The following is a 20670-nucleotide window of genomic DNA, read 5'->3' as shown; positions in this document are numbered from 1 at the left end:
AAAACACGAAAGGGAGATTCATATGAATGTAATATCAATCGAACCTACACCAAGCCCATATTCCATGAAAATTAATGTAGACGAGACTATGCCAGATGGAAAAACAGAAAACTATAAACTTGGCGATGACCTGGGAGACGCCCCTTCTTATATACAAGATCTTTTTTCAATTAAAGGGGTAAAAGGAATCTATCGTGTAATTGATTTTATTGCATTGGAACGTGATGCACGGACTCCTTGGGAAGATATTTTACCAGAAGTTCAACGTAAACTGGGTTCTGCTGAAGAAAAGCAAACCAACGAAACTTCAGTTGAACCATCAACGGATGACCATTTTGGAGAGATAAAAGTGTTCGTTCAAATGTTCCGCTTCATTCCAACTCAAGTTAAGCTTGAGGAAGGAGATACGGAGCATCGAATTGGCCTCCCGGATCGTTTCATGAACGCGGCCATTGAGGCATCATCTACATCAGACAATATGCTATCGGAACGTAAATGGGTAGAACAAGGTCCACGCTATGGTGGAGTAGAGGAAATTGGCAAAGAGGTAGCGGAAGAAATATCAGCTACATATGATAATGAGCGTTTGAGAGAATTAGTCCAGTATGCATTGGATAATAAAACTGCTCCATCACGCTGGATTAAAGTCACATTAGAAATGCTCGATCATCCTGACTGGAGAGAACGCTATGCAGCACTTGATAAGATGGATCCAACCCTAGATGACTTACCTGTTTTGGATAAAGCACTAGATGATGAAAAAGCATCGATTCGCAGACTAGCTACTGCATACCTAGGAATGTTAGACGATAAGAAGGTACTACCATACTTATTTAAAGCATTGAAAGATAAAGCAGTAAATGTAAGAAGAACCGCTGGAGATTGTTTATCAGACTTAAGTTTTACAGAAGCAATTCCGGAAATGATAGAAACATTAAAAGACAAAAGCAGGCTTGTGCGTTGGCGTGCGGCAATGTTTTTATATGAAATAGGCGATGAATCTGCCATTCCAGCACTGCAAGAATCACTTGAAGATCCCGAATTTGAAGTACGGATGCAGGCGAAAATGGCACTAGCACGTATCCAAGGTGGAGAAGAAGGAAAAGGTTCCATCTGGCATCAGATGTCACAATTGATTAATAAAGATAAATAGGGGGATCCAAATGAGAGTTAGAGAAGCTAAACCAACCGATGCAGTTAACTTGGCTGGACTTATTCAACATGTAGAAAACACCTCAAACTATATGCTATGGGAGCCAGGGGAAAGAAAAGTCCAGCCTGAAAACCAGCAAAAGATGATTGAAAGAATCCAAGGTGAAGATAATTCAACTATTCTTGTGGCTGAACAAGATGAACGTTTAATTGGTTATCTGTTTGCTATTGGCGGAAATCCAAATAGAGCTAAACACACCACATACCTTGTAGTAGGAATTCATCAGGATTATAGGGGGAAAGGTGTCGGATCCTTGCTATTTAATAAGCTAGATCAGTGGGCAGCTAATCACAATATTCATCGATTAGAATTAACAGTGGTCTCCAGAAACGAATCAGGGTTAGCCCTTTATAAAAAAATGGGATTTGAGATTGAAGGAACCAAAAGAGATTCATTATTCATCAAAGGCGAATATGTGGATGAATACTATATGTCAAAAATAATAATCCAATAGGTTAACTTTTAAATTTTTAAAGAATATTATTATAGATCTTATTAACAAGTAAGAGTAAGGCAATACTCTTTGCCTTACTCTCTAGCATTACTATGCAATACCTTTATGAGGACCTACCTTAAGTAGATTTGCTTGTATTAATCTACTCCTTACCGTTATTCCAATCCAACTTGCCAAGAAGGCTTTAATAAAACCAACAACAAGGAATGGATAGACACCTGCTACAAGAGCTGCACTCCATTCTAAATCTAACACATACTTTAATTGAATCGTACCAAATGTTAACGTAATAAACATCCCGATACTATTTGCAATAAATGCCATCGGGATAGTGAACTTGGTCTTTTCTAAAATAAGACCAGTTATAAAAGCAGCGGCAATAAATCCAAATACATATCCTCCGGAAGGACCGACTAACACTTGTATTCCCGCGCCAAACCCAGCAAATACAGGCACACCAACAGCACCAATAGCCATATAACATATCATCGCTAGTGTACCTTGTCGACTACCAAGTACAACTGCAGCAATACCAACTGCAAGTGTTTGTCCGCTAATTGGAATTAGTGGTAGTGGAATTTCTATTTGTGCTAAAATCCCCGTAATGGCCGCAAATATCGCAACATTCATCATAACTCTTAACTTTCTACTTTGTTGATTCATATGTACAACCCCTTTAAATGAAAAATCCCTCCGACTTAACTAACTTCCAAAATTATATTATGGCGAACGTTATATTGTCAACCAAAAAATAAACGGGTTAACATTTAGGTTTTTTTATGAGGTTTTTATCCAAATATGTTTACCAATAAAAAAAGCGCATCACTGCGCAAATATCAATTAATCAATTATTTCTGTAGTAATGCACTTATCCTATTAGCCTCTTCTTCTTTATCCAAATACTCAAATAAACCAATTCTATTTCCCCAAGGGTCCGAAAACGTACACCATTTTACAGGTACTTCCGCTCTTGAAAAAATTTCAAAACCTTCTAGACCCAGTTCATTCATAAGCCTACCTCTAATCTCTTCTATGTTTTGCACACCTAATCTTATAGGCCCACTTCCTTCAGTAGGAATACCCTCAGCCAACTGAAGCCAGCTCCCTGGGATAAGCTCCCATTCCGCAAAGCCCGCGTGTGGTATAAAGTCAGGCTCTTTATCTAATAATAATTGATACCACTGAAGTCCTTTTTCAAAATCAGTTACACGAATTTGGATTGTCATTTCAAATATCATTTAACTCACTCCATTCTAAAAATGTATTAAGCGAGGTTCCTATCATGATGAAACAAACATTTATCAAATTTATCTGTTGCTCTTTTCTATTCTTTGGAGTGTTCACCATCAGTCAACCAATAGAAAGTGTGTCAGCCCAAGAAGAAGAGCCACCATATGCAAAATGGGGCCGTTTAGCCATGCAAAAGGTAAAAGAAAAATATCCTAACGCTAACATTGTTGATTATTTACATGTCGGTCGAAAAAAAGGGATTGAAACTTCTACGGAAACCTTTAAGTTGTGGCTCGAAGCACCCGATAAAGAATTTGGTGTATTTATTGATATCACGTTTGACAATAACACAGATGAAATAGTGGATATTAAGTATCGAGAAGTGTCTAGTTAATTGAATGATACCACAACCAGTTGAATTAAGGCATCTAAAAATAATCAAACTAATTGCAATATGGATAGAAAACCAATTAACATCCAAAATTGAAACGGCCCACCCTCAATAGGTAATGGGCCATTTATTATTCTCATATATCTTTCGTAGTTATCATGAATGTACCAAGATAACCATTGTGAGCTAACTCAACAAATTGTTTCTATTGTAAGAAAAAAGCATGGTGGATACTTTGAAAATTCGCTTAGCACTATGCCACTCTAAGTTAAAACTTTAACCTGCACACTCTTCCCAAGATATTGCATCGTCTGCCTCATCTTTAATTGCTTTTATAAATAAATCCTTCGAAAAGTCCGGGAATAACTCATCCACAAAACATAGCCTTGACTCCGAAGATTGCCACATTAAAAAGTTACTCACCCGTTTCTCTCCACCAGTTCTAATAACGATATCTGGATCTGGTAGACCACTTGTATACAGATACTTTTCAAAGGTTGACTCATCTAAGTCATCAATGGAAATCTCATTTTCCTTAGCGTCTTTAAGGACACGGTAAATTGCTTGAAGAATTTCACTCCTACTACTATAATTCAAGGCGAAATTTACGATTAATCCAGTGTTATTCTTCGTCTTCCCCATTGCCTTCTCAACAGCATTCCTTGTTCGCTTAGGAAGTCCTTCGATATCACCGGAAATAAGGATTTTTATATTTCGCCTCATAAATTCAGGAAGCTTTTGATTAAAGAATTTAATTGGCAAGCTCATCAGATAATTTACTTCATCTTTTGGTCGCTTCCAGTTCTCTGTTGAAAAAGCATATAATGTTAGAATTTTTATGCCCTGTTCCATACTTGCATCGATAATCTCTTCCATCGCCTTCGTACCGGCGTAATGTCCTTCACTCCGGGTGAGCCCTCTCTTTTTTCCCCAACGACCATTTCCATCCATAATAAGAGCTACATGTGTCGGGACCGTATTCATCGAACTCCTCCTTTTAATTTAATTCCAATTCTTGAAGTCTTTCCACAACCTGCTGTTTTTTAAAATTAAATGACTGCCAATTATCTAGCTCCAGATCCCCTATCATTTCTTTTCTGCTTTGAAGTATCTCTTTCAACTCTGGATAATTGGGATTATCCTCATATAAGGTTATCAGTCCATCAATACCGGAATAAGACAAGTAATTTAAATAATAAATATCAATCTTCCCCGTTTCTTCATAACGTTCTAAGTTATTTTCAACGATTATTTCTTCCAAATTAATAGCATTCAACCCTGTGTAAAAAATTAACCCAGCAATAAAATAGAAATGAAGTAAGGATATTCTTTCTAGCCAAACACGAATAAAGGTATAGGCAAAAATTACAATCAAAAATAGCATGAATGTATGTGCTAAAATTCTTTCTAGGGTAAAGCCATATGCTGTCTCATACATACTTAAGCGCAAGTATGCAGATGTAAGCATAATGCTACTTACTACAATAAGTAGGGAATATAGAATCTTTAAAAAATAACCCATTGTTTCTTTTTTGGCTGTAACAAATTTTAAGCAACCTAATAATATTGACCAGTTAATCAATGTTACTAATAACAGTTCAAAGAAACCTTTTCTTGCGTATTCTGCATATGTTAAATTGTCCTGAAGTGTATCTCCAAAAAAGTATTTAAATTGAACCGCGACAAACAATAAATATATACTATTTAATAAAACTAGGATTGTCGCAAGTGTTATGCCGTCCCATTGTGTTTCCTTTTTATCGAATGTTGGTCTAACAATTGGTGGCACATATCTTTTATATAGTATTTGGAATGCACCAAAGAACAGTAAGGTTAATAGAAGCACTGCAATAAATCGGAAGACACCTTCAAAGAAATTCAATTTTAGAATAAACTCCGGTACCTTCATCACCATATTTCCAAAATTCACATCTGCTAACATTAGGAGAAATGTAATGAAAAACAATAACGGTCCACCGATTAAAAGTCCCATTACAATCCGCTTAATCGTTTGTGCAGTCTCATTTTTCATTTGTTTAAACAATACTCGTTTAAAGAAGACTTTTACCAACCGTTTTCCATAGCCGAATGTTTGCGAAAACTTCTGTATAACGCGATGAAAGAATGGAACCGAGATCCAGTCCACATGATTTGGAGCTGTGATTAATACAATATGAATGAACACTAGCACAGGTATTACTAAGATATTCAACATATAAAAATATTCATTATCAAAGAACAGGTATGATGCTGATAGTATCCAAATCACCACCATTAACAGTAAGCCAATTCTACGGTGATTGAACTTAAATCCAAAACGGTAATAAAGCACAGCATAAAATGCTGCAATGAAAATAGGATAGGATACCCCTATGATTCCATGGAAGAAACTTATCTCCGCTAATACTCCGAGACCTAGACAAATAAATAAAAACAATAAACTTTTTTGTCGATCTTTCATCTTATTTCACCACCTATGTAGTTAATCTATATACATAGCAATTCTATGTATATAAGCCAAAAAACTGCTGATTTTACGTGATACCGTGGGCAAGGTGACCTTTCTAAACAGATGCTTTCCTTCCCCAACGATATCCAATCCAACTTATCGGATATAATATAATTGTTAATAAGATACAGGCCAGAATAAACGGACCATTTAAAAATGGCTGAAACCATTCGTGTGGAATGAGTTTAAATACAATTAGATACATCAATACGAGATTCGGTATAACGGCGTATGTAAATGTTCTACGAAGTATTTTTAAACCACCACTACCAAATTCTTTTCCTATTTCATAGCCAAGTAGTCCCCAAAACACCATATAAACCATAATGATAATCGAAGGTACTGCCGTCAACCTTTTCCACAAAGCTTCAATCCATTCAAAGTGGTAGACATTATAGGCAATCGTAAGTGCAATACCACCAAGAAAAATCAAAATGTTTAGTAGTACAAATAGGATTTGCATCTTTTTTGGTGTAACCTTGGCATCTTCTATCCAAATTTCTGCGATTTCATCTGGAGTTCCTAGTTGCATCGTTATTGCTTCATAGATATCTGAATCTGGGATCTTAACTTCTTGGAGAAATTCATATACATGAGACCGGTACTCTGCAATAATTTGCTCCTTTTCAGGGTGTTTTCCAAGAACTTGATTAAGCTCCTGGAAAAACTTTTCTTCCCCTGCACTCACGTTTCACTTCTCCCAATTAGGTTGTTCATCACCTGAACATAACGATGCCATTCACTTGTTTTAGCCTCAAGCATTTCCTTACCTTCAGCAGTAATTCGGTAATACTTCCTAGCAGGACCTTTTTCTTGATTTTGCCAATAACATTCAATATACTCTTGCTTTTCAAGCTTATGAAGTGCTGGATACAATGTTCCTTCTTTCAGTTGAAAGTTATGGTCACTGCGCTGATCCATTTCCTTTACTAGCTCATAGCCGTACATATCACGTTCGTTTAATAGCTGTAGGACAAGTAGTGATGTACTTCCCTTCACTAACTCTCGATCAAACATATTCTCACCTACCTAGAATTATTAGGTAACTTTACTATATAGAATTTCGAGGTATATGTAAAGCCCCTTTTTAGAATACTTTAGGATTCTCTTACCTTTGCATAAAGACAAGTATCCCGAAGTCCTTTCCCATAGGCATCCAAGCTGTCCTTACGTAAAATACCCTCTAACTCAAACTCTAATCGCTCAGCAATAGCACGACTCTTTACATTCTTTGTATCACATCGTATCTCTAATCGATTTGCTTTTAATTCGTTATAGGCAAAATCCTCAATCCCTTTAACCGCCTCCGTCATATAGCCTTTTCCACTATAGCGCGTATCAATCCAGTAGCCGATTTCAAATTTACGTAATTCCCAATCAATACGGTGTAGACCTGAGTTTGCGACTAGCATGCCTGTATCTTTATGGAAAACTAGCAGCCTTAAATCTTCTCTAGTTAGGAATTTTACATGAGCCTCGCGTATATTAACTTCTGCATCTTCTTCACTTTCATCCCGGTGCGCCCATGGCATCCAAGGTTTAAGTTCATTAATGGACGCTTTCTTCGATTCGTATACTACCTTTCCATCACCTGGTTTAGGCATACGAATAAGTAGTCTCTCTGTTTCAAATTCACTTGGGAAATCGATTAGTATTGGGTTCATAGTTGTTCCTCCTAGGTATTGTAGTATGATTGATTGATAGATATAAGTGCTTGTTTAAGATGAGTACGCAACTCTTCCTGTTTGTTGATTACTTCAAGGTGTAAAAGTAGACTCCTTAAAAATTGCTTAAAATTTAATCTCTGCATGAAATGCCCTATGTTGCCATTTACAAAATTTTGCTTGAGCTCGCCTGTTAAAGCATCTATCTTTTCATAAATCAACTGTTGATCAATTCCCCGTTGTAGTATTGAGATCAATGTCGTTACCATTCTCTCATCCTCTTCGAATAAGAAATATCCTTTATCAAAATACATCTTATCAAGTATAGTGAGTGTAATTTCTTTCAATCTAGCATTCGAAAGTTGTGGTTGTTTTACGAGTTCATCAAGTGCATCCGCAATATGTGCAATGCTATGTGCCCATCCTTTTTCTTCCACAAACCCACGCACATCTTCTTCTTGCTTAACATAGTCCACCAATCTAACCGCAATTTCATCTATCTCATCATTAGCTAGAAATGTATTCTGCCTATTAATGTGGAGCAATGCAGCGATAATTAATGAAGAGAATGCCCTAGTAAAAACAGAATCCTTATCCGATTCATTTATCTTATAAAATAAATGCTCATCATCTAAACAAACATTCATTATTCGGTTGAGTTCTGGTCGAGAATAGTAGTTGTTAATCATTAAATTAAGAAAGCTCGGATAAATAAGATGGTCTCTTAGTTCTGGGTCGGTACTTCCAATATGATATAGCATAGCTTTCGTTACTGTGTCTTTATCCACTAAACCAATAGACTCAAAATTACTTTCCCTATAATTGGTAAGTATTGATTGAAGTTCCTTTTTTTCCACTTTTATCACCCTAATTTCGTAGTTAACTTTATACTATTCTATTCTAATACATAAAATCCCTTCTTTTTCCATGCAATTAAATGACCTTTAACCCCTATTGTTTTTATAGAGAAAGACTTTAATATGATGATTCACTTCAACTCCGGACCTCCATTAAAATGATGTATAGAGGTCTCTCATTATTCATTCCAACCACAAATCAGTCTTAAGATGATGTATCAAGTCATCCCATATCTTTCAGAAACCGAAAGCCTCTATAACACAAAAAAGAGAGCCAACCGAAGTCAACTCTCTCCCCAAACCCTAATGACCAGAAACATTCTCCAGTCCACCAGGCTTATTATAATTAGCAAGCTTGTCTATTAATTTATTACTCTCATCATTTAATCCAACAACTTCTACTTGAACCCCATTCTGATGATACTTCTGCACAACCTTATCAATTGCCCCTACACCAGAATCATCCCAAATATGGGCATTAGCTAAATCTAATTTTACTTCTTCTACATTTTCTTTGTAGTTAAAGCTATCCACAAACTCCGTAACAGAAGCAAAGAATAGTTGACCAGAAACTCTGTATACTTTAACCTTTGCATTATTACTTGCCAGAGTTGTAATTTTCACTTTAGATATTTTTGCAGCAAAGAAGATTGCACTTAGGATAATACCAACTAAAACACCTTTTGATAAATCATGGGTAAATAACACCGTTACAACAGTGGCTAACATGACAATGGTATCCGTAACTGGTGTTTTACGCATATTCTTAATAGAAGACCAATCAAACGTACTAATGGAAACCATGAACATAATACCAACTAGAACTGCCATTGGAATTTGAACTAGCAGTCCATTAAATAATATGATCAATGTCATTAAAAATGCTCCAGCAACAAAAGCCGAAAGTCTACCTCGGCCACCCGATTTTACGTTTATAACAGACTGACCAATCATCGCACAACCTGCCATTCCACCAAATAAACCAGATACAATATTGGCAATCCCTTGTCCTCTTGCTTCTTTGTTCTTATCACTTTTCGTATCGGTCATATCATCTACAATAGAAGCTGTTAGAAGAGATTCTACTAAACCAACGATTGCTATAGACAATGCATAAGGGAATATAATTTGTAATGTTTCAAAGTTTAGTGGAATATCTGGGAATAAGAAAATTGGTAAGGATTGTGTTAACTCACCCATATCACCTACTGTTTTCACTCCACTTCCCGTAAAAATTGCAATTGCTGTGATCACAACAATCGCCACTAATGGGGCTGGAATTACCTTTACAAACCTTGGTAGGATATAAATAATTACTAAAGCTCCTGCTAGCATTACATACATTTCCCAATTTGCACCGGAGAAATGCTCTAATTGAGCCATAAAGATCATGATGGCAAGTGCATTTACAAAGCCAATCATTACCGACCGGGGAACAAATTTCATTAATCGACCTAGTTTTAATACACCCATTATAATTTGGATAACACCAGTAAGGATGGTTGCTGCTAATAGATACTGCAATCCATGCTCCGCAACCAATGTAACCATTAATAACGCCGTAGCACCTGTCGCGGCAGAAATCATCCCTGGACGTCCACCTACAAAGGCAATGGTTACAGCAATAGCGAAGGATGCATAAAGTCCTATCATCGGATCCACACCTGCAATAACAGAGAACGCAATCGCTTCAGGAATTAAAGCTATTGCTACAACAATACCTGCTAAAATATCACCTCTGATATTTCCAAACCATTCATTTTTCATTTTTTCAATATACATTCATCCACCTCTTTTTATGTTTTGATGACTTTCGACTCTCACGAAAGTCGGGACCGTAGCAAACAAACTGTATTATAACGGGATTAAACATTTTTGTGAAATGTGCAAGAAAGCGGAAACACTTGTCCTTTTCTTGTTATTTCTTAAAAATTATCGATTTTAGACACCATTATGCTATATGAAAAATAATTTTTAGAAAAGCTCGCATTCGCTCTTCCTTTTACGAATGTGTTAGTTTTTCTTATGCAAGCGGGAAAGATTTTTATACGTTCCTATTTGCATAGTAATTTATGGTTTGGTGTTATTAGATTGGTAGAGGAGGAATCCCATGTTTAAAAAGATTCTTTATGCAGCAGATGGATCGGAACATTCCTTACGTGCGGGAGATAAAGTATTTGAGCTAGCGAGACTTAGCTCCCAGTCAAAAGTAGACATTATTTATGTTGTTGATCCGAAGCATTCCAAAGATGAAGTATTGAATAATTGGGGAAAAGATGCGGAAGATGCAGGAAAAGAAAAACTTGCTTTTATCGTTCAAAAAGCAAAGAAATCTGGTATTGATTTCGAAGTTATTTTCCTGAATGGTGATCCTGGACCTACCATTGTTGATCATGCGAACAAAAATGATTACGATCTGATTGTTCTCGGAAGTCGTGGTTTAAATAAATTTCAAGAAATGGTTTTAGGTAGTGTTAGTCATAAGGTGGCTAAACGAGCGGCAAGTCCCGTTCTAATTGTTAAATAAATAACTTTCAACTCCCTTTATTGGGAGTTTTTTTGTTAGATCGCATATACATGTCCCAAATCCGAGTTGTTTGGCATGATTTAAAGACACTGAGCAAATGAGGTGTAGTTTCAAATCTGAAAAATATATATCTTCCATGAAAATAACGAGAGGACGGATTTTCTTTCAAAACGATTAGATGAACAGAACTTACCATATGTGGAATGGTTCTTGGATAAAGGAACGGTGGACTTGTCCAGCCCCCCTCCAGAAGGAGTATTTTATAACCAAATAATTGCTTCTCCCCATACTAGAGATTAACGTTTCTCCCCGAATTAATAATCTGGGCAGAAGCAAAGGTTGGAAAATACGGAAAAGTTTCTTGGTAGCCAATTGAATGGAATACATAATTTTACTACGAAAGTGAAAAGCCTGATCGAGATATACAAACTCAATCAGGCACCATCACTTTTATTCTCAAAGAAAATTAATCCACCCTACTAGTTTTAACCATCTGTCTAGCTACTATATAGAATACAGCAGTTAACAAAAGTGTGACCGGAATTCCTTGCCACCATTCTCTACCATTCTGGAAAAGTATCATTTCTTTAGGCAATACATACTGAAAAGGATTAAACCAAGCTAATGGAGCCCATGAAACAAATTCAGTCAATACATAACCAATTAGTAATGCTCCTAAGACACTAAATAGCGTTACTAGTGTATACTTAAAAAATATACTAAACAACAGGCATAGTGAAATAATCAAGAATATGCTGACTGAAACCAAAGTAATCGCCAATCGAAGATACTCTATTATTGTTACAGTTTCTACTTGCTGGTTTACTTCTATTACAATTGGATAGTCAAAGAATCCTTTATATCCAAAAACATATCCAATGATTAACGTTACTACTAATAGAAAAACAGTTGTCACTACGTAAAGAATAATCGATGCTAATAATTTACTTGTAATAATATGTGTTCGTTTCAACGGCTGTGTAAACAATAAATTAATAGAACGATTCTCAAATTCCGATGACATGATCTCCCCTATCAGTAAGAGGATAATAATAATCGCACCCAAATTAATGAACAGATCCACTACTTGTTTAATAAAATTCGGTAACGCTCTACTATAGTTCTCATGTTCAGGTGGAATACTGGACTCTAGTAGTTTTTCATTTAAAGCTAAGGAATGGGAAATTTCCTGATAGGATAATAAGTGATCTCCACCTTTTTGTTTATACTCTTCCGCAATGGAATAGTACTCCGTCTCCAGTTTCAACCTTTCTTCAAACCGATTTGGTGCTTGTAATTCCCTTACTTCATACAGTATATTAATCATCGCACTATTTAAGCGTTGAAGCTCCTCTTCTTCTTCATCCTCTGGGTCAGCCTCAAGAACGGCTTGGTGGATATTCGAATTAGCAAAGTTAAACTCCAACAATTCATCAATTCGCTCTCTTGCCTCTTTCTGAATAGACGATTCAAATACTATATTTCGGGCCATCAATAAAGCAATGACAACAACAATTCCGAGTAAAATATACAAAAACTTTTTACTAAAGATTATTTTTTTCAACTCAAATGACAACAACCTCATGAGGAAAGCTCCTCTTCAAAAAGTTCACGATAACGTTTCTCCGCTCCTACTTTTTGGGCTTCTATGTCTCTAATCATAAGATCATTATCATTCAAACAATCAATAAAGCTCTGTAAGTTTATATCCGTTTCTTCAAATCCCACCTGGTACTTATCTGTTACAGTGAACGGAATGTTCTTTTCGTTCAATACCTTCCTAGCTTTATCGATATCATTTATTGTGATAAGGTACTTTTTTGAGGATATATCTTGTAGAGATTCCTTTAACAAAGCACCATTTTTCATAAAGTAAATCGTATTTGTTAATCGGTCAATCTCATCTAGATTATGGGAAGATACAATAATGGTCGTTCCTTCCTTATATAATTCTAGTAAAATCTTACGCATATTAATTGCACTAGTTGGATCTAGTCCATTTAATGGTTCATCCATCAATAAAAGTTTCGGTTCATTGATAATAACCATAGAAAGTAGCAGGTGTTGTTTCATTCCAAGTGAATAATTACGAACACGTTTTTTTAAATACTTTTCCATGCCCACGCGCATTGCTACCTCTTTAATTTTAGAAATGGCTATATTTTGCACCCTACAAATAAATTCCAAATGATCATACCCTGTCAGGTTTCCATACAGAAGACGGTTATCCTGCAAGTAAGATACTTGTTGAAAAATGGAAGCATCGTTATGTTTTTTTCCTAACAATCTTACTTTTCCTTCTTGAAAAGAAAGTAGATTTGTCATGCAATTTAGTAGAGTTGTCTTGCCTGAACCATTCGGACCTACTAACGCAATAATTTGTGGTGTCTCTACTTGTATATCAATTCCTTTCAGAACCATTTGTTTCTTATATCGTTTCTTTAAATTGCTTACCTCTACAATCACGTCACCACTCCCCAACACTAATTACTGATTTTTGTTTGAATGAAAGAGACTAGATAAATCACAACTAAAAGAACTAAACTAGCAATACTTAACGAAATCATTCCATTCGTATAAGTGAGATTAAAATTTTCCAATGTTAATGCTAGTTCATTCGTTAATACTTCAAAGACAGAAAAATATTGAAATGGGATATATTGTGCAATGCCAAGCGTTATTAATTCTTCACCAACTAATATTCCGAATAATATAGTAGCAATGGTTAATCCTAAAGCCACTAATGCACGTTTTGTTATGATTGAAAATAGGAACAGTATCGTGTAACAGAAAAACAAAATTAACATAAACATCCCCACTGCTTTGATTAGGAATACCCCCATACTCATCAGTGTAAATGTTCTATCTTCTCCATAGATTAATACTGGATAGTGCCAATCACCAATACGATCAAAAACACTTCCAACAATGATGGAAAATAAAATGGCGGATACCAGAATTAATAAACTTATTAACATAGCTGTGAAAAATTTGCTGGCTAGAATGTTATGACGCTTAATTGGTTGGGTATGTAGTAAATTAATTGACCCATTTCGACCTAGTCCTTCCTTTGTAACGATATCTCCTAATAGGAAAAGAAAGAAAACTGCCCCAGTTAAACTGAACAATATACCAAAGAGTCGAAATAAATAATGTATACTTGTTGATGAATATTTATTACTCTGTTCTTTTAAAAACTCCATGATAAGTTCAGCTTCTGCTCGACTAGTACTATTAACCTCTTGATCATAAAATGTCAGATAAGAAAAATGTCTATCCGCTGGCAATAATGGTGTAATATCCTTTTCTTGCATCCATTTGCTAATCGCTACATAAGTTTCTAAATTAAACAAGGTTGGATGAGTATAGGTATGTGTATCGTTAGAATTTCGCATACTCTCAGCATACGGCTCAGCATCCTCTATCCAAATTTGTAGGATAGCGTCCCAATTCTCTTCTTCTAGTATTTCTATTTCTGTTTTTCTCTCTTTTATATAGTTCTCTTCAAACTCAATCGTTTCTTCTAGTTCTTTTATCTCTAATTCTTCTTTCGCTGATTCCAAAGCCTGTTTATTTTCTTCAAGACCGAGTTCTAATGTTTGTAAAACATCCTCTAATGGTTTTGTAACATCCTCAAGACGAGTTGTGTTGATATAAACAAACACATAATATCCAACGAAAAATAGAACCATCGCCACCAAGAATAATCGAAAAAAGGTAGTATTCCATATTTTTTTTATTTCAAATCGAACTAACTTAAACAAAAAACCACCCCCCGCTATATAGAATTACTGTGCCACATTAACACTAAAGACATAGTAAGCTTGCCCTTTTAACTCGCCGTCCCATTGTAATTTCAAAGAATAATAATACCTCCCACTTTCCTTAGGTGCGATTATTTCACCATTATTTATTTCTACCTCTTTCCTTTCATCTAATTTTATTTGTATTAATTCCATATGATCTGGATAATATATGTGGTCTGATTCAGGAATTTCGTCAGTAGATAGTAATAAGGTAATTCCTTGTCCTGGTCTCACTTGTAAAGGTGGAAAATTATAAAGTTGTTCTTCAGGAGGATTGGGTTCTAATGAACAAAGGCTCTCCTCTTTCCAACAATAAACATCTAAAGGTACATACGTCGAACCATCTATAGTGTATACATCAACACCCGGAGGTTTACCCACTATCTGTGTTTCTTCACTTTCAGGAGACTCCGGTATTTTTTCTTTAATCCCTATTAACGCTGGATTTTCTGCACATCCAACAAGAATGACTCCTATCATTATAAATAAAAGAACAAAACTTTTTTTCATATTCAACTCTCCCGTGATTGATGATTAATCAATTTGATTCCGAACATTTTAAACGTTTAAAATATTGTAACACAGATGTAATACTTATGAAATAATTTTCTCTATTATTTTTTATTTTGGAATATAGAATGTTATCTTTATTAATAAGGAACATTAAATACAGGAACACACATAAGGAAGTGATAAACATGATTCAAGCTGCCGTCGAATTTCAAAACGTTCATTATTCAGCAGATGGTCTACATATATTAAAAAACATCACTGGGGCGTTCCCATTTGGCAAAATCACAACCCTTGTCGGTCCATCAGGTGCTGGTAAGTCTACTCTATTCAAGCTATGTAATGGGTTACGTTCTCCAGATTCCGGGGAAATTCTAATTAAAGGAACATCCATAGATTCGTATGATCCGGTAGAACTACGTAGAAAGGTCGGCATCGCCCTTCAAAGTGCAACGATGGTAAAAGGAAGTGTATTAGAAAATCTGGAACTCCCACTTACATTACAAGGAAAGAAGATTGATATAGAATTTGCGTTAGAATTACTGCATGACGTTGGATTAGAAGGGGAATTTTTGGAGAGAAATGCCAAGGAACTGTCAGGTGGACAGAGGCAAAAGCTGTCTATAGCTCGTACTTTAGTGAATAAACCGGAAGTATTATTATTAGATGAAATTACGTCTTCCCTCGACCGCGTATCTCAACGTGATATCGAGGAACTCATTGAGAAAATTAATGAAAAATATGGAACAACCATGATTTGGATTACCCACAATTTAGAACAGGCATTGAGAATCGGGCACTTCACATGGGTGATGATGAATGGGGAACTGATTGAATCAGGAGAAAGTTCCTTATTAAAAAACCCGCGTGATAAACGTGTTCAAGATTTTGTAAAGGGGGAAGTAGAATGAGCTATCTGACACTCTCATTAACTCTAATTTTCGTTCTAATCCCACTTATCCTATCTCGGACATTAAAACTTGGGTTAGAAAAAGATACCATAATCGCAACAGTTCGTTCCATTATTCAGTTACTAGCAGTTGGTTATGTTTTACAATATGTATTTGAAACAGATAACATCATATTTATTCTCCTTATGATCTTATTAATGATTGGAGCAGCAACACAAAATGCTCGGAGAAAAGGTACATCTATTCGAGGGATTACTTGGAAGCTCGTTATTACATTTATTTTTATTGAAGTATTAACTCAAAGTATCTTATTAGGCTTAAACATTGTGCCACCAACACCACAATATATTATTCCAATTAGTGGAATGGTAATTGGGAACTCGATGGTGCTTGGGATTCTATTTTTAAATCGATTTACAGCAGAAGTGGAAAATCTCCAAGACGAAACAGAACTTATCCTAACCTTAGGTGGCACACCTAAACAAGCGATTCATACACAATTAATTACCTCTATTAAAGCGAGTACTATTCCAACGATTGAAAGCCAAAAGACAATCGGACTTGTTCAGTTACCGGGGATGATGAGTGGACAGATTATTGCTGGTGCTGATCCGGTACAAGCCGTTCAATTTCAACTTTTAATCTTGTTTATATTATTAACTACAGCAGTTGTAACTAGCATTATGTTAGGATATTTATCTTACCCTACTTTATTTAATCAACGAATGCAGTTTTTAAAACTAAGAAGTTAACTAAAGGGGAATCTCAAAGTAGATGGGGGTTCCCTTTTTCTTGTATATACACGCCTGTTTCCAATAGAATGAAAGTAACTTATTTATAGGAGGTTATGATATTGCTAAATAAAGTTCGAATAGGTAAAACAGATTTAGTTGTGAATCCAATCGGTCTAGGAGCAAATGCTATTGGTGGCCATAATCTTTACCCGGATATTGACGAACAAACGAATAGGGATTTATTGCAGACAGCAATAAATGAAGGATTAAACTTTATTGATACGGCATTTACATACGGCATGGGGCGTTCCGAGGAAATTATCGGTGAAGTAGTAAAGGAAATGGGGAAACGCCACGACCTTATTATCGCTACGAAAGGAACGCAAAAGTTTGTTGATGGTGAAAAAATGATCGATAACTCCCCAGAATATCTACGCGAAACCGTTGAAGCAAGCCTAAAAAGACTTCAAACAGACTATATTGATTTATTCTATATACACTACCCTGATGAAAACACACCGAAATATGAAGCAGTTGGTGCTTTAAAAGAATTAAAGGATGCTGGGAAAATCCGAGCAATTGGTGTATCTAACTTTTCACCAGAACAACTGAAAGAAGCCAACCAAGATGGGTATGTTGATGTATTACAAGGACATTATAATCTATTAAATCGCCAAGCAGAACAAGACTATTTCCCTTACACCCTAGAACATAGTATTTCCTTTGTACCATACTTCCCATTTGCATCCGGTCTACTCGCTGGAAAGTATACCAAAGAAACTACTTTCAATGATTTCCGTTCCAAGATGCCCCACTTTCAAGGGGAAGCTTTTGAGCACAACCTTGCAAAAGTTGAGAAGCTGAGAGAAATTGCAGCTGCAAAGGATACAGAGATTTCTAATCTCGTGTTAGCTTGTTACCTAGCGCAAGACGCGATCGACTGCGTAATTCCCGGAGCCAAGAAACCCGAACAGGTTATCCGAAACTTATCTACACTAGAAGTTCAACTAAGTAAAGATGAATTCGAATTGATTAACAGGATATTTTCGTAAGAGGGAATATTTCCCTCTTTTTTTATTTACTTATTATTGTTGTAACTGTCAATGCTAGTAGTAGTACATTTGACAAGTAGTCCGTAATTCATTAAAATATACTTAATTAAAGATATTTAAATTCATAATAATGAAATTCATGATAAGAAGGTGTTAAAATGAGCGAGAATCTTTCACTAAAAGCATTCGTCGTTCTGATGAAGGCCTCTAAGTCCCTTCAAGAGGTAATCAAAGATGACATAAGTAACCACGGAATGCGCACATCTGATTTTGAAATCTTAGAAGCGCTTTATCATAAAGGAAGACTTACAGTTAGAGAAGTTTCTGAAGCTGTATTAATAAACACAGGTTCTATCACCTATGTTATTGATAAGTTGGAGAAAAAAGGATTATTAGAAAGAAGTAATTGTAAGGATGACAGACGTGTTGTTTATATCCAAATTACAGACGAAGGGAAACAGCTTATTGATACTATTTTCCCTGCACACCAACGTGTTATCGAAGAATTGTTCGAAGGTATTTCCGAGGAGGACAAGGAAACAGTTGTAAATGTATTAAAACAGGTAGGAAGAAAAGCGGCTTTGGACAAGGATGGTAATTAAGAAGCTAATTGGAATTATCCATCTTGCTACACTGTTCCAAACAAAAATTAACTCAGATAAACAGAATCAAATAACATCAAAAAAGGGAGGACTAATAATATGAGACATATTTTCCAAAAAGGAACTAATCCCGATAAACCAACTTTATTATTACTTCATGGCACAGGAGGAACAGAACAGGACCTACTACCACTTGCAGAAATCATTGATAAAGAGGCAAATATTCTTAGTGTACGAGGAAATGTTTTAGAAAATGGAATGCCACGGTTCTTTAAACGCCTGGCAGAAGGTGTATTCGATGAAGAGGATTTAATCTTCCGTACAAAGGAGTTACATGAATTCTTGGATGAAGCAGCAGAGAAATATGCGTTTGATCGCGATAATATTGTTGCTGTCGGCTATTCAAATGGTGCAAACATTGCTGCAAGCCTATTGTTCCACTATCAAAATGCATTAAAAGGAGCAAGCCTTCACCATCCAATGGTACCTAGAAGAGGAATTGAATTACCAGATTTATCAGGTAAACACGCATTTATTTCAGCTGGAACAAACGATCCAATTTGTCCTTCATACGAATCAGAGGATTTGAAGGAATTACTGGAGGCTGCTGGTGCTAGCGTTGTGATTCATTGGGAAGACAAAGGTCATCAGTTAACCATTAGCGAGGTAAGAGCTTCGGCTGCGTGGTATCAAAGTTTATAAAAACATGAGGTCTACACTTTAATCTGTAGACCTCATGTTTATGTTATATCCCAACTATATATTTACTTGTCTCTCTTGGTAGAACTGGTGCAACCTCTGTTGCGAGTATTCAATTGTATTAGCAATATTCTTAAATTGCACCCCACCGATATCTGTTTGCAACATAAAACGGGTATGGCAATGAAGTTCATATTTATATTAATGTAGAACCTTCAATTTCTTGTTGAATACCGATAAACATAACAATTTCAGGACCTGTCATTAGTTCAAAAGCTTCACGATAGGCATCAATTTATGGTAGAAAACGTTAGTGAGCACCACCTATTATAGTGGTTGATTATCTGTTGTGTATCCATTGATGTCCCCCAACAATCCATTATTCGCTTACTCTAAGTTGAATGGTATTCCCAGCAGGATCATTCACAACGAAGAAATCACTTTCTGCCACAACCTCTGCTCCAACTTTGCGAAGACTTTCAATTTTATTCTGTCTAGCCTCTTCATCAGCCATCACTAATGTAAACCAGTTTAAGCCGACACTATTTTCAGCAGGTGCAGGTGCACCAACACCATTCCATACATTTAATCCTAAATGGTGATGATAGCCACCAGTGGAAGCAAATAATGCTCCAGGATATCTTGTTACAATATCAAATCCAAGCCCATTGACATAGAAGTTTTCCGTCGCTTCTAAATCAGCAACATGCAAGTGAATATGACCCATTACCGTGTCTTTTGGTAATCCATCCCATACTTTATCACTTTCAGCTAATAGACCATTAGCATCTAGTGCAACGGTTGCCATATCGACAGTACCCTTATTCCAGTTCCAACTAGTTGATGGTTTATCAGCTGCTACCTCAATTCCATTGCCATCTGGATCATCGAAGTATAGTGCTTCACTTACATAGTGATCTGATGCTCCTAAACGCAAAGTTTGCCCTTCTGTTTGAACTAAATGCTGTAGGAAATTTGCTAAGTCTGCACGTCTAGGTAGTAAAATTGCAAAATGATAAAGTCCTGTGGTCCTACCTCTTTTAGGTTCAACATTCTCAGGTTGTTCCAAGATAAGTAACGGTTGAACACCATCAGCAGATAGAGCTACCCTTCGCTCTGATTGTTCTAAAATTTGAAACCCAAATACTCTTTGATAAAAATCTAATGAGTTCTTTAAATTATTTACATTTATATTTACTTGCCCAATATATGTTGTAGGTTTTTGAAAGAATTTCTTTTCCATTTAATTAACTCCTCTATAATAATTTGTTACTATTTTTCACTCAGTTACTTAACGTAAGTATAATTTCACCTGTGCTATTTGTCAAGAAAGAATGAGCTACTTGTTACAAATATTGTCTACGTATTTGGTTATAATATTTGTCAAAAGCTATAGTATCTAAAGGAGAGAAAATACCTCTTTCTATTTTCAAAAATCTGTACTATACTAGATTAGTTGCTTGCAAGACGTGGTTCGAAACCATCCCACGTAAAAAAACTAAGGGAGAGAT

General features: G+C 35.9%; 23 protein-coding genes and 1 riboswitch. Of the genes, 9 read left to right on the top strand and 14 right to left on the bottom strand.

Going from position 1 to position 20670, the window contains the following annotated elements:
* Window positions 1-22 precede the first annotated feature (22 nt).
* Both TY11_RS07085 and TY11_RS07080 read left to right on the top strand, forming a co-directional pair.
* On the top strand, window positions 23-1153 hold the full coding sequence (locus TY11_RS07085; protein WP_042144478.1) for a conserved virulence factor C family protein: 1131 nt from the start codon (window positions 23-25) through the stop codon (window positions 1151-1153).
* Between the two features lie 10 nt (window positions 1154-1163).
* Complete coding sequence (locus TY11_RS07080) at window positions 1164-1667, top strand: GNAT family N-acetyltransferase (protein ID WP_042144476.1); 504 nt, start codon at window positions 1164-1166, stop codon at window positions 1665-1667.
* A 90-nt stretch (window positions 1668-1757) separates the two neighbouring features.
* Here TY11_RS07080 and TY11_RS07075 read toward each other — a convergent pair whose 3' ends face one another.
* Both TY11_RS07075 and TY11_RS07070 read right to left on the bottom strand, forming a co-directional pair.
* A complete protein-coding gene (locus TY11_RS07075; RefSeq protein ID WP_042144474.1) occupies window positions 1758-2330 on the bottom strand; it encodes a biotin transporter BioY in 573 nt (190 codons plus the stop codon).
* 185 nt (window positions 2331-2515) lie between these two features.
* Window positions 2516-2905, bottom strand: a complete 390-nt coding sequence (locus TY11_RS07070) for a VOC family protein (RefSeq protein ID WP_042144472.1) — start codon at window positions 2903-2905, stop codon at window positions 2516-2518.
* A gap of 44 nt (window positions 2906-2949) precedes the next feature.
* On the opposite strand from TY11_RS07070, the gene TY11_RS07065 reads away from it, so the two are divergent.
* Window positions 2950-3291: a YqzG/YhdC family protein gene (locus tag TY11_RS07065; RefSeq protein WP_369797399.1), complete on the top strand. Its 342-nt coding sequence runs from the start codon at window positions 2950-2952 to the stop codon at window positions 3289-3291.
* Between the two features lie 273 nt (window positions 3292-3564).
* Here TY11_RS07065 and uppS read toward each other — a convergent pair whose 3' ends face one another.
* The 7 genes from uppS to TY11_RS07030 form a co-directional block, all read right to left on the bottom strand.
* Window positions 3565-4272, bottom strand: coding sequence for a polyprenyl diphosphate synthase (uppS, locus tag TY11_RS07060; RefSeq protein ID WP_052345770.1), 708 nt, complete (start codon window positions 4270-4272; stop codon window positions 3565-3567).
* Window positions 4273-4285: 13 nt separating this feature from the next.
* On the bottom strand, window positions 4286-5749 hold the full coding sequence (locus tag TY11_RS07055; RefSeq protein ID WP_042144467.1) for a DUF4153 domain-containing protein: 1464 nt from the start codon (window positions 5747-5749) through the stop codon (window positions 4286-4288).
* Window positions 5750-5852: 103 nt separating this feature from the next.
* Complete coding sequence (locus TY11_RS07050; RefSeq protein WP_042144465.1) at window positions 5853-6485, bottom strand: DUF1700 domain-containing protein; 633 nt, start codon at window positions 6483-6485, stop codon at window positions 5853-5855.
* Window positions 6482-6814 (bottom strand): PadR family transcriptional regulator, encoded by a 333-nt coding sequence (locus TY11_RS07045; protein ID WP_042144464.1) that lies wholly within the window; start codon window positions 6812-6814, stop codon window positions 6482-6484. The genes TY11_RS07050 and TY11_RS07045 overlap by 4 nt, the downstream gene beginning before the upstream one ends.
* A gap of 80 nt (window positions 6815-6894) precedes the next feature.
* The gene (locus TY11_RS07040) at window positions 6895-7461 is read right to left on the bottom strand and encodes a GNAT family N-acetyltransferase (protein WP_042144462.1); all 567 of its coding nucleotides are present in this window, start codon (window positions 7459-7461) and stop codon (window positions 6895-6897) included.
* Between the two features lie 11 nt (window positions 7462-7472).
* On the bottom strand, window positions 7473-8318 hold the full coding sequence (locus tag TY11_RS07035; RefSeq protein WP_042144460.1) for a DUF2785 domain-containing protein: 846 nt from the start codon (window positions 8316-8318) through the stop codon (window positions 7473-7475).
* 303 nt (window positions 8319-8621) lie between these two features.
* On the bottom strand, window positions 8622-10100 hold the full coding sequence (locus TY11_RS07030; protein WP_042144458.1) for a SulP family inorganic anion transporter: 1479 nt from the start codon (window positions 10098-10100) through the stop codon (window positions 8622-8624).
* 328 nt (window positions 10101-10428) lie between these two features.
* Here TY11_RS07030 and TY11_RS07025 point away from each other — a divergent pair, with 328 nt between their 5' ends.
* Entirely contained in the window at window positions 10429-10845 is a 417-nt protein-coding gene (locus TY11_RS07025; RefSeq protein WP_042144455.1) for a universal stress protein, read from the top strand.
* A 466-nt stretch (window positions 10846-11311) separates the two neighbouring features.
* On the opposite strand, the gene TY11_RS07020 is transcribed toward TY11_RS07025, so the two are convergent.
* From TY11_RS07020 to TY11_RS07005, 4 genes are read right to left on the bottom strand one after another with little or no spacing between them, the layout of a single operon-like run.
* Window positions 11312-12430: an ABC transporter permease gene (locus TY11_RS07020; protein WP_042144454.1), complete on the bottom strand. Its 1119-nt coding sequence runs from the start codon at window positions 12428-12430 to the stop codon at window positions 11312-11314.
* Window positions 12427-13311 (bottom strand): ABC transporter ATP-binding protein, encoded by an 885-nt coding sequence (locus TY11_RS07015; RefSeq protein ID WP_052345769.1) that lies wholly within the window; start codon window positions 13309-13311, stop codon window positions 12427-12429. Before TY11_RS07015 ends, TY11_RS07020 begins: the two co-directional genes overlap by 4 nt.
* Before the next feature lie 17 nt (window positions 13312-13328).
* Complete coding sequence (locus TY11_RS07010) at window positions 13329-14609, bottom strand: ABC transporter permease (RefSeq protein WP_042144452.1); 1281 nt, start codon at window positions 14607-14609, stop codon at window positions 13329-13331.
* Between the two features lie 24 nt (window positions 14610-14633).
* Window positions 14634-15161, bottom strand: coding sequence for a hypothetical protein (locus TY11_RS07005; protein ID WP_042144450.1), 528 nt, complete (start codon window positions 15159-15161; stop codon window positions 14634-14636).
* A 188-nt stretch (window positions 15162-15349) separates the two neighbouring features.
* On the opposite strand from TY11_RS07005, the gene TY11_RS07000 reads away from it, so the two are divergent.
* The 5 genes from TY11_RS07000 to TY11_RS06980 all read left to right on the top strand — a co-directional run bounded on the left by TY11_RS07000 (window position 15350) and on the right by TY11_RS06980 (window position 19162).
* Complete coding sequence (locus TY11_RS07000) at window positions 15350-16072, top strand: ABC transporter ATP-binding protein (RefSeq protein WP_042144447.1); 723 nt, start codon at window positions 15350-15352, stop codon at window positions 16070-16072.
* Window positions 16069-16824, top strand: a complete 756-nt coding sequence (locus tag TY11_RS06995) for an ABC transporter permease (RefSeq protein WP_042144445.1) — start codon at window positions 16069-16071, stop codon at window positions 16822-16824. The genes TY11_RS07000 and TY11_RS06995 overlap by 4 nt, the downstream gene beginning before the upstream one ends.
* A 101-nt stretch (window positions 16825-16925) precedes the next feature.
* Entirely contained in the window at window positions 16926-17858 is a 933-nt protein-coding gene (locus TY11_RS06990; protein WP_155982680.1) for an aldo/keto reductase, read from the top strand.
* 158 nt (window positions 17859-18016) lie between these two features.
* Window positions 18017-18460 (top strand): MarR family winged helix-turn-helix transcriptional regulator, encoded by a 444-nt coding sequence (locus TY11_RS06985; protein WP_042144441.1) that lies wholly within the window; start codon window positions 18017-18019, stop codon window positions 18458-18460.
* Window positions 18461-18559: 99 nt separating this feature from the next.
* On the top strand, window positions 18560-19162 hold the full coding sequence (locus TY11_RS06980) for an alpha/beta hydrolase (protein ID WP_042144439.1): 603 nt from the start codon (window positions 18560-18562) through the stop codon (window positions 19160-19162).
* A gap of 376 nt (window positions 19163-19538) precedes the next feature.
* Here TY11_RS06980 and TY11_RS06975 read toward each other — a convergent pair whose 3' ends face one another.
* The gene (locus TY11_RS06975) at window positions 19539-20402 is read right to left on the bottom strand and encodes a VOC family protein (RefSeq protein WP_042144438.1); all 864 of its coding nucleotides are present in this window, start codon (window positions 20400-20402) and stop codon (window positions 19539-19541) included.
* Between the two features lie 220 nt (window positions 20403-20622).
* Window positions 20623-20667: riboswitch (PreQ1 riboswitch) on the top strand.
* Window positions 20668-20670: the final 3 nt, after the last annotated feature.

This window comes from Paucisalibacillus algeriensis (assembly GCF_000577245.1).
Taxonomy (GTDB): Bacteria; Bacillota; Bacilli; order Bacillales; family Amphibacillaceae; genus Ornithinibacillus.
This window is presented reverse-complemented; position numbering and strand designations above follow the sequence as displayed.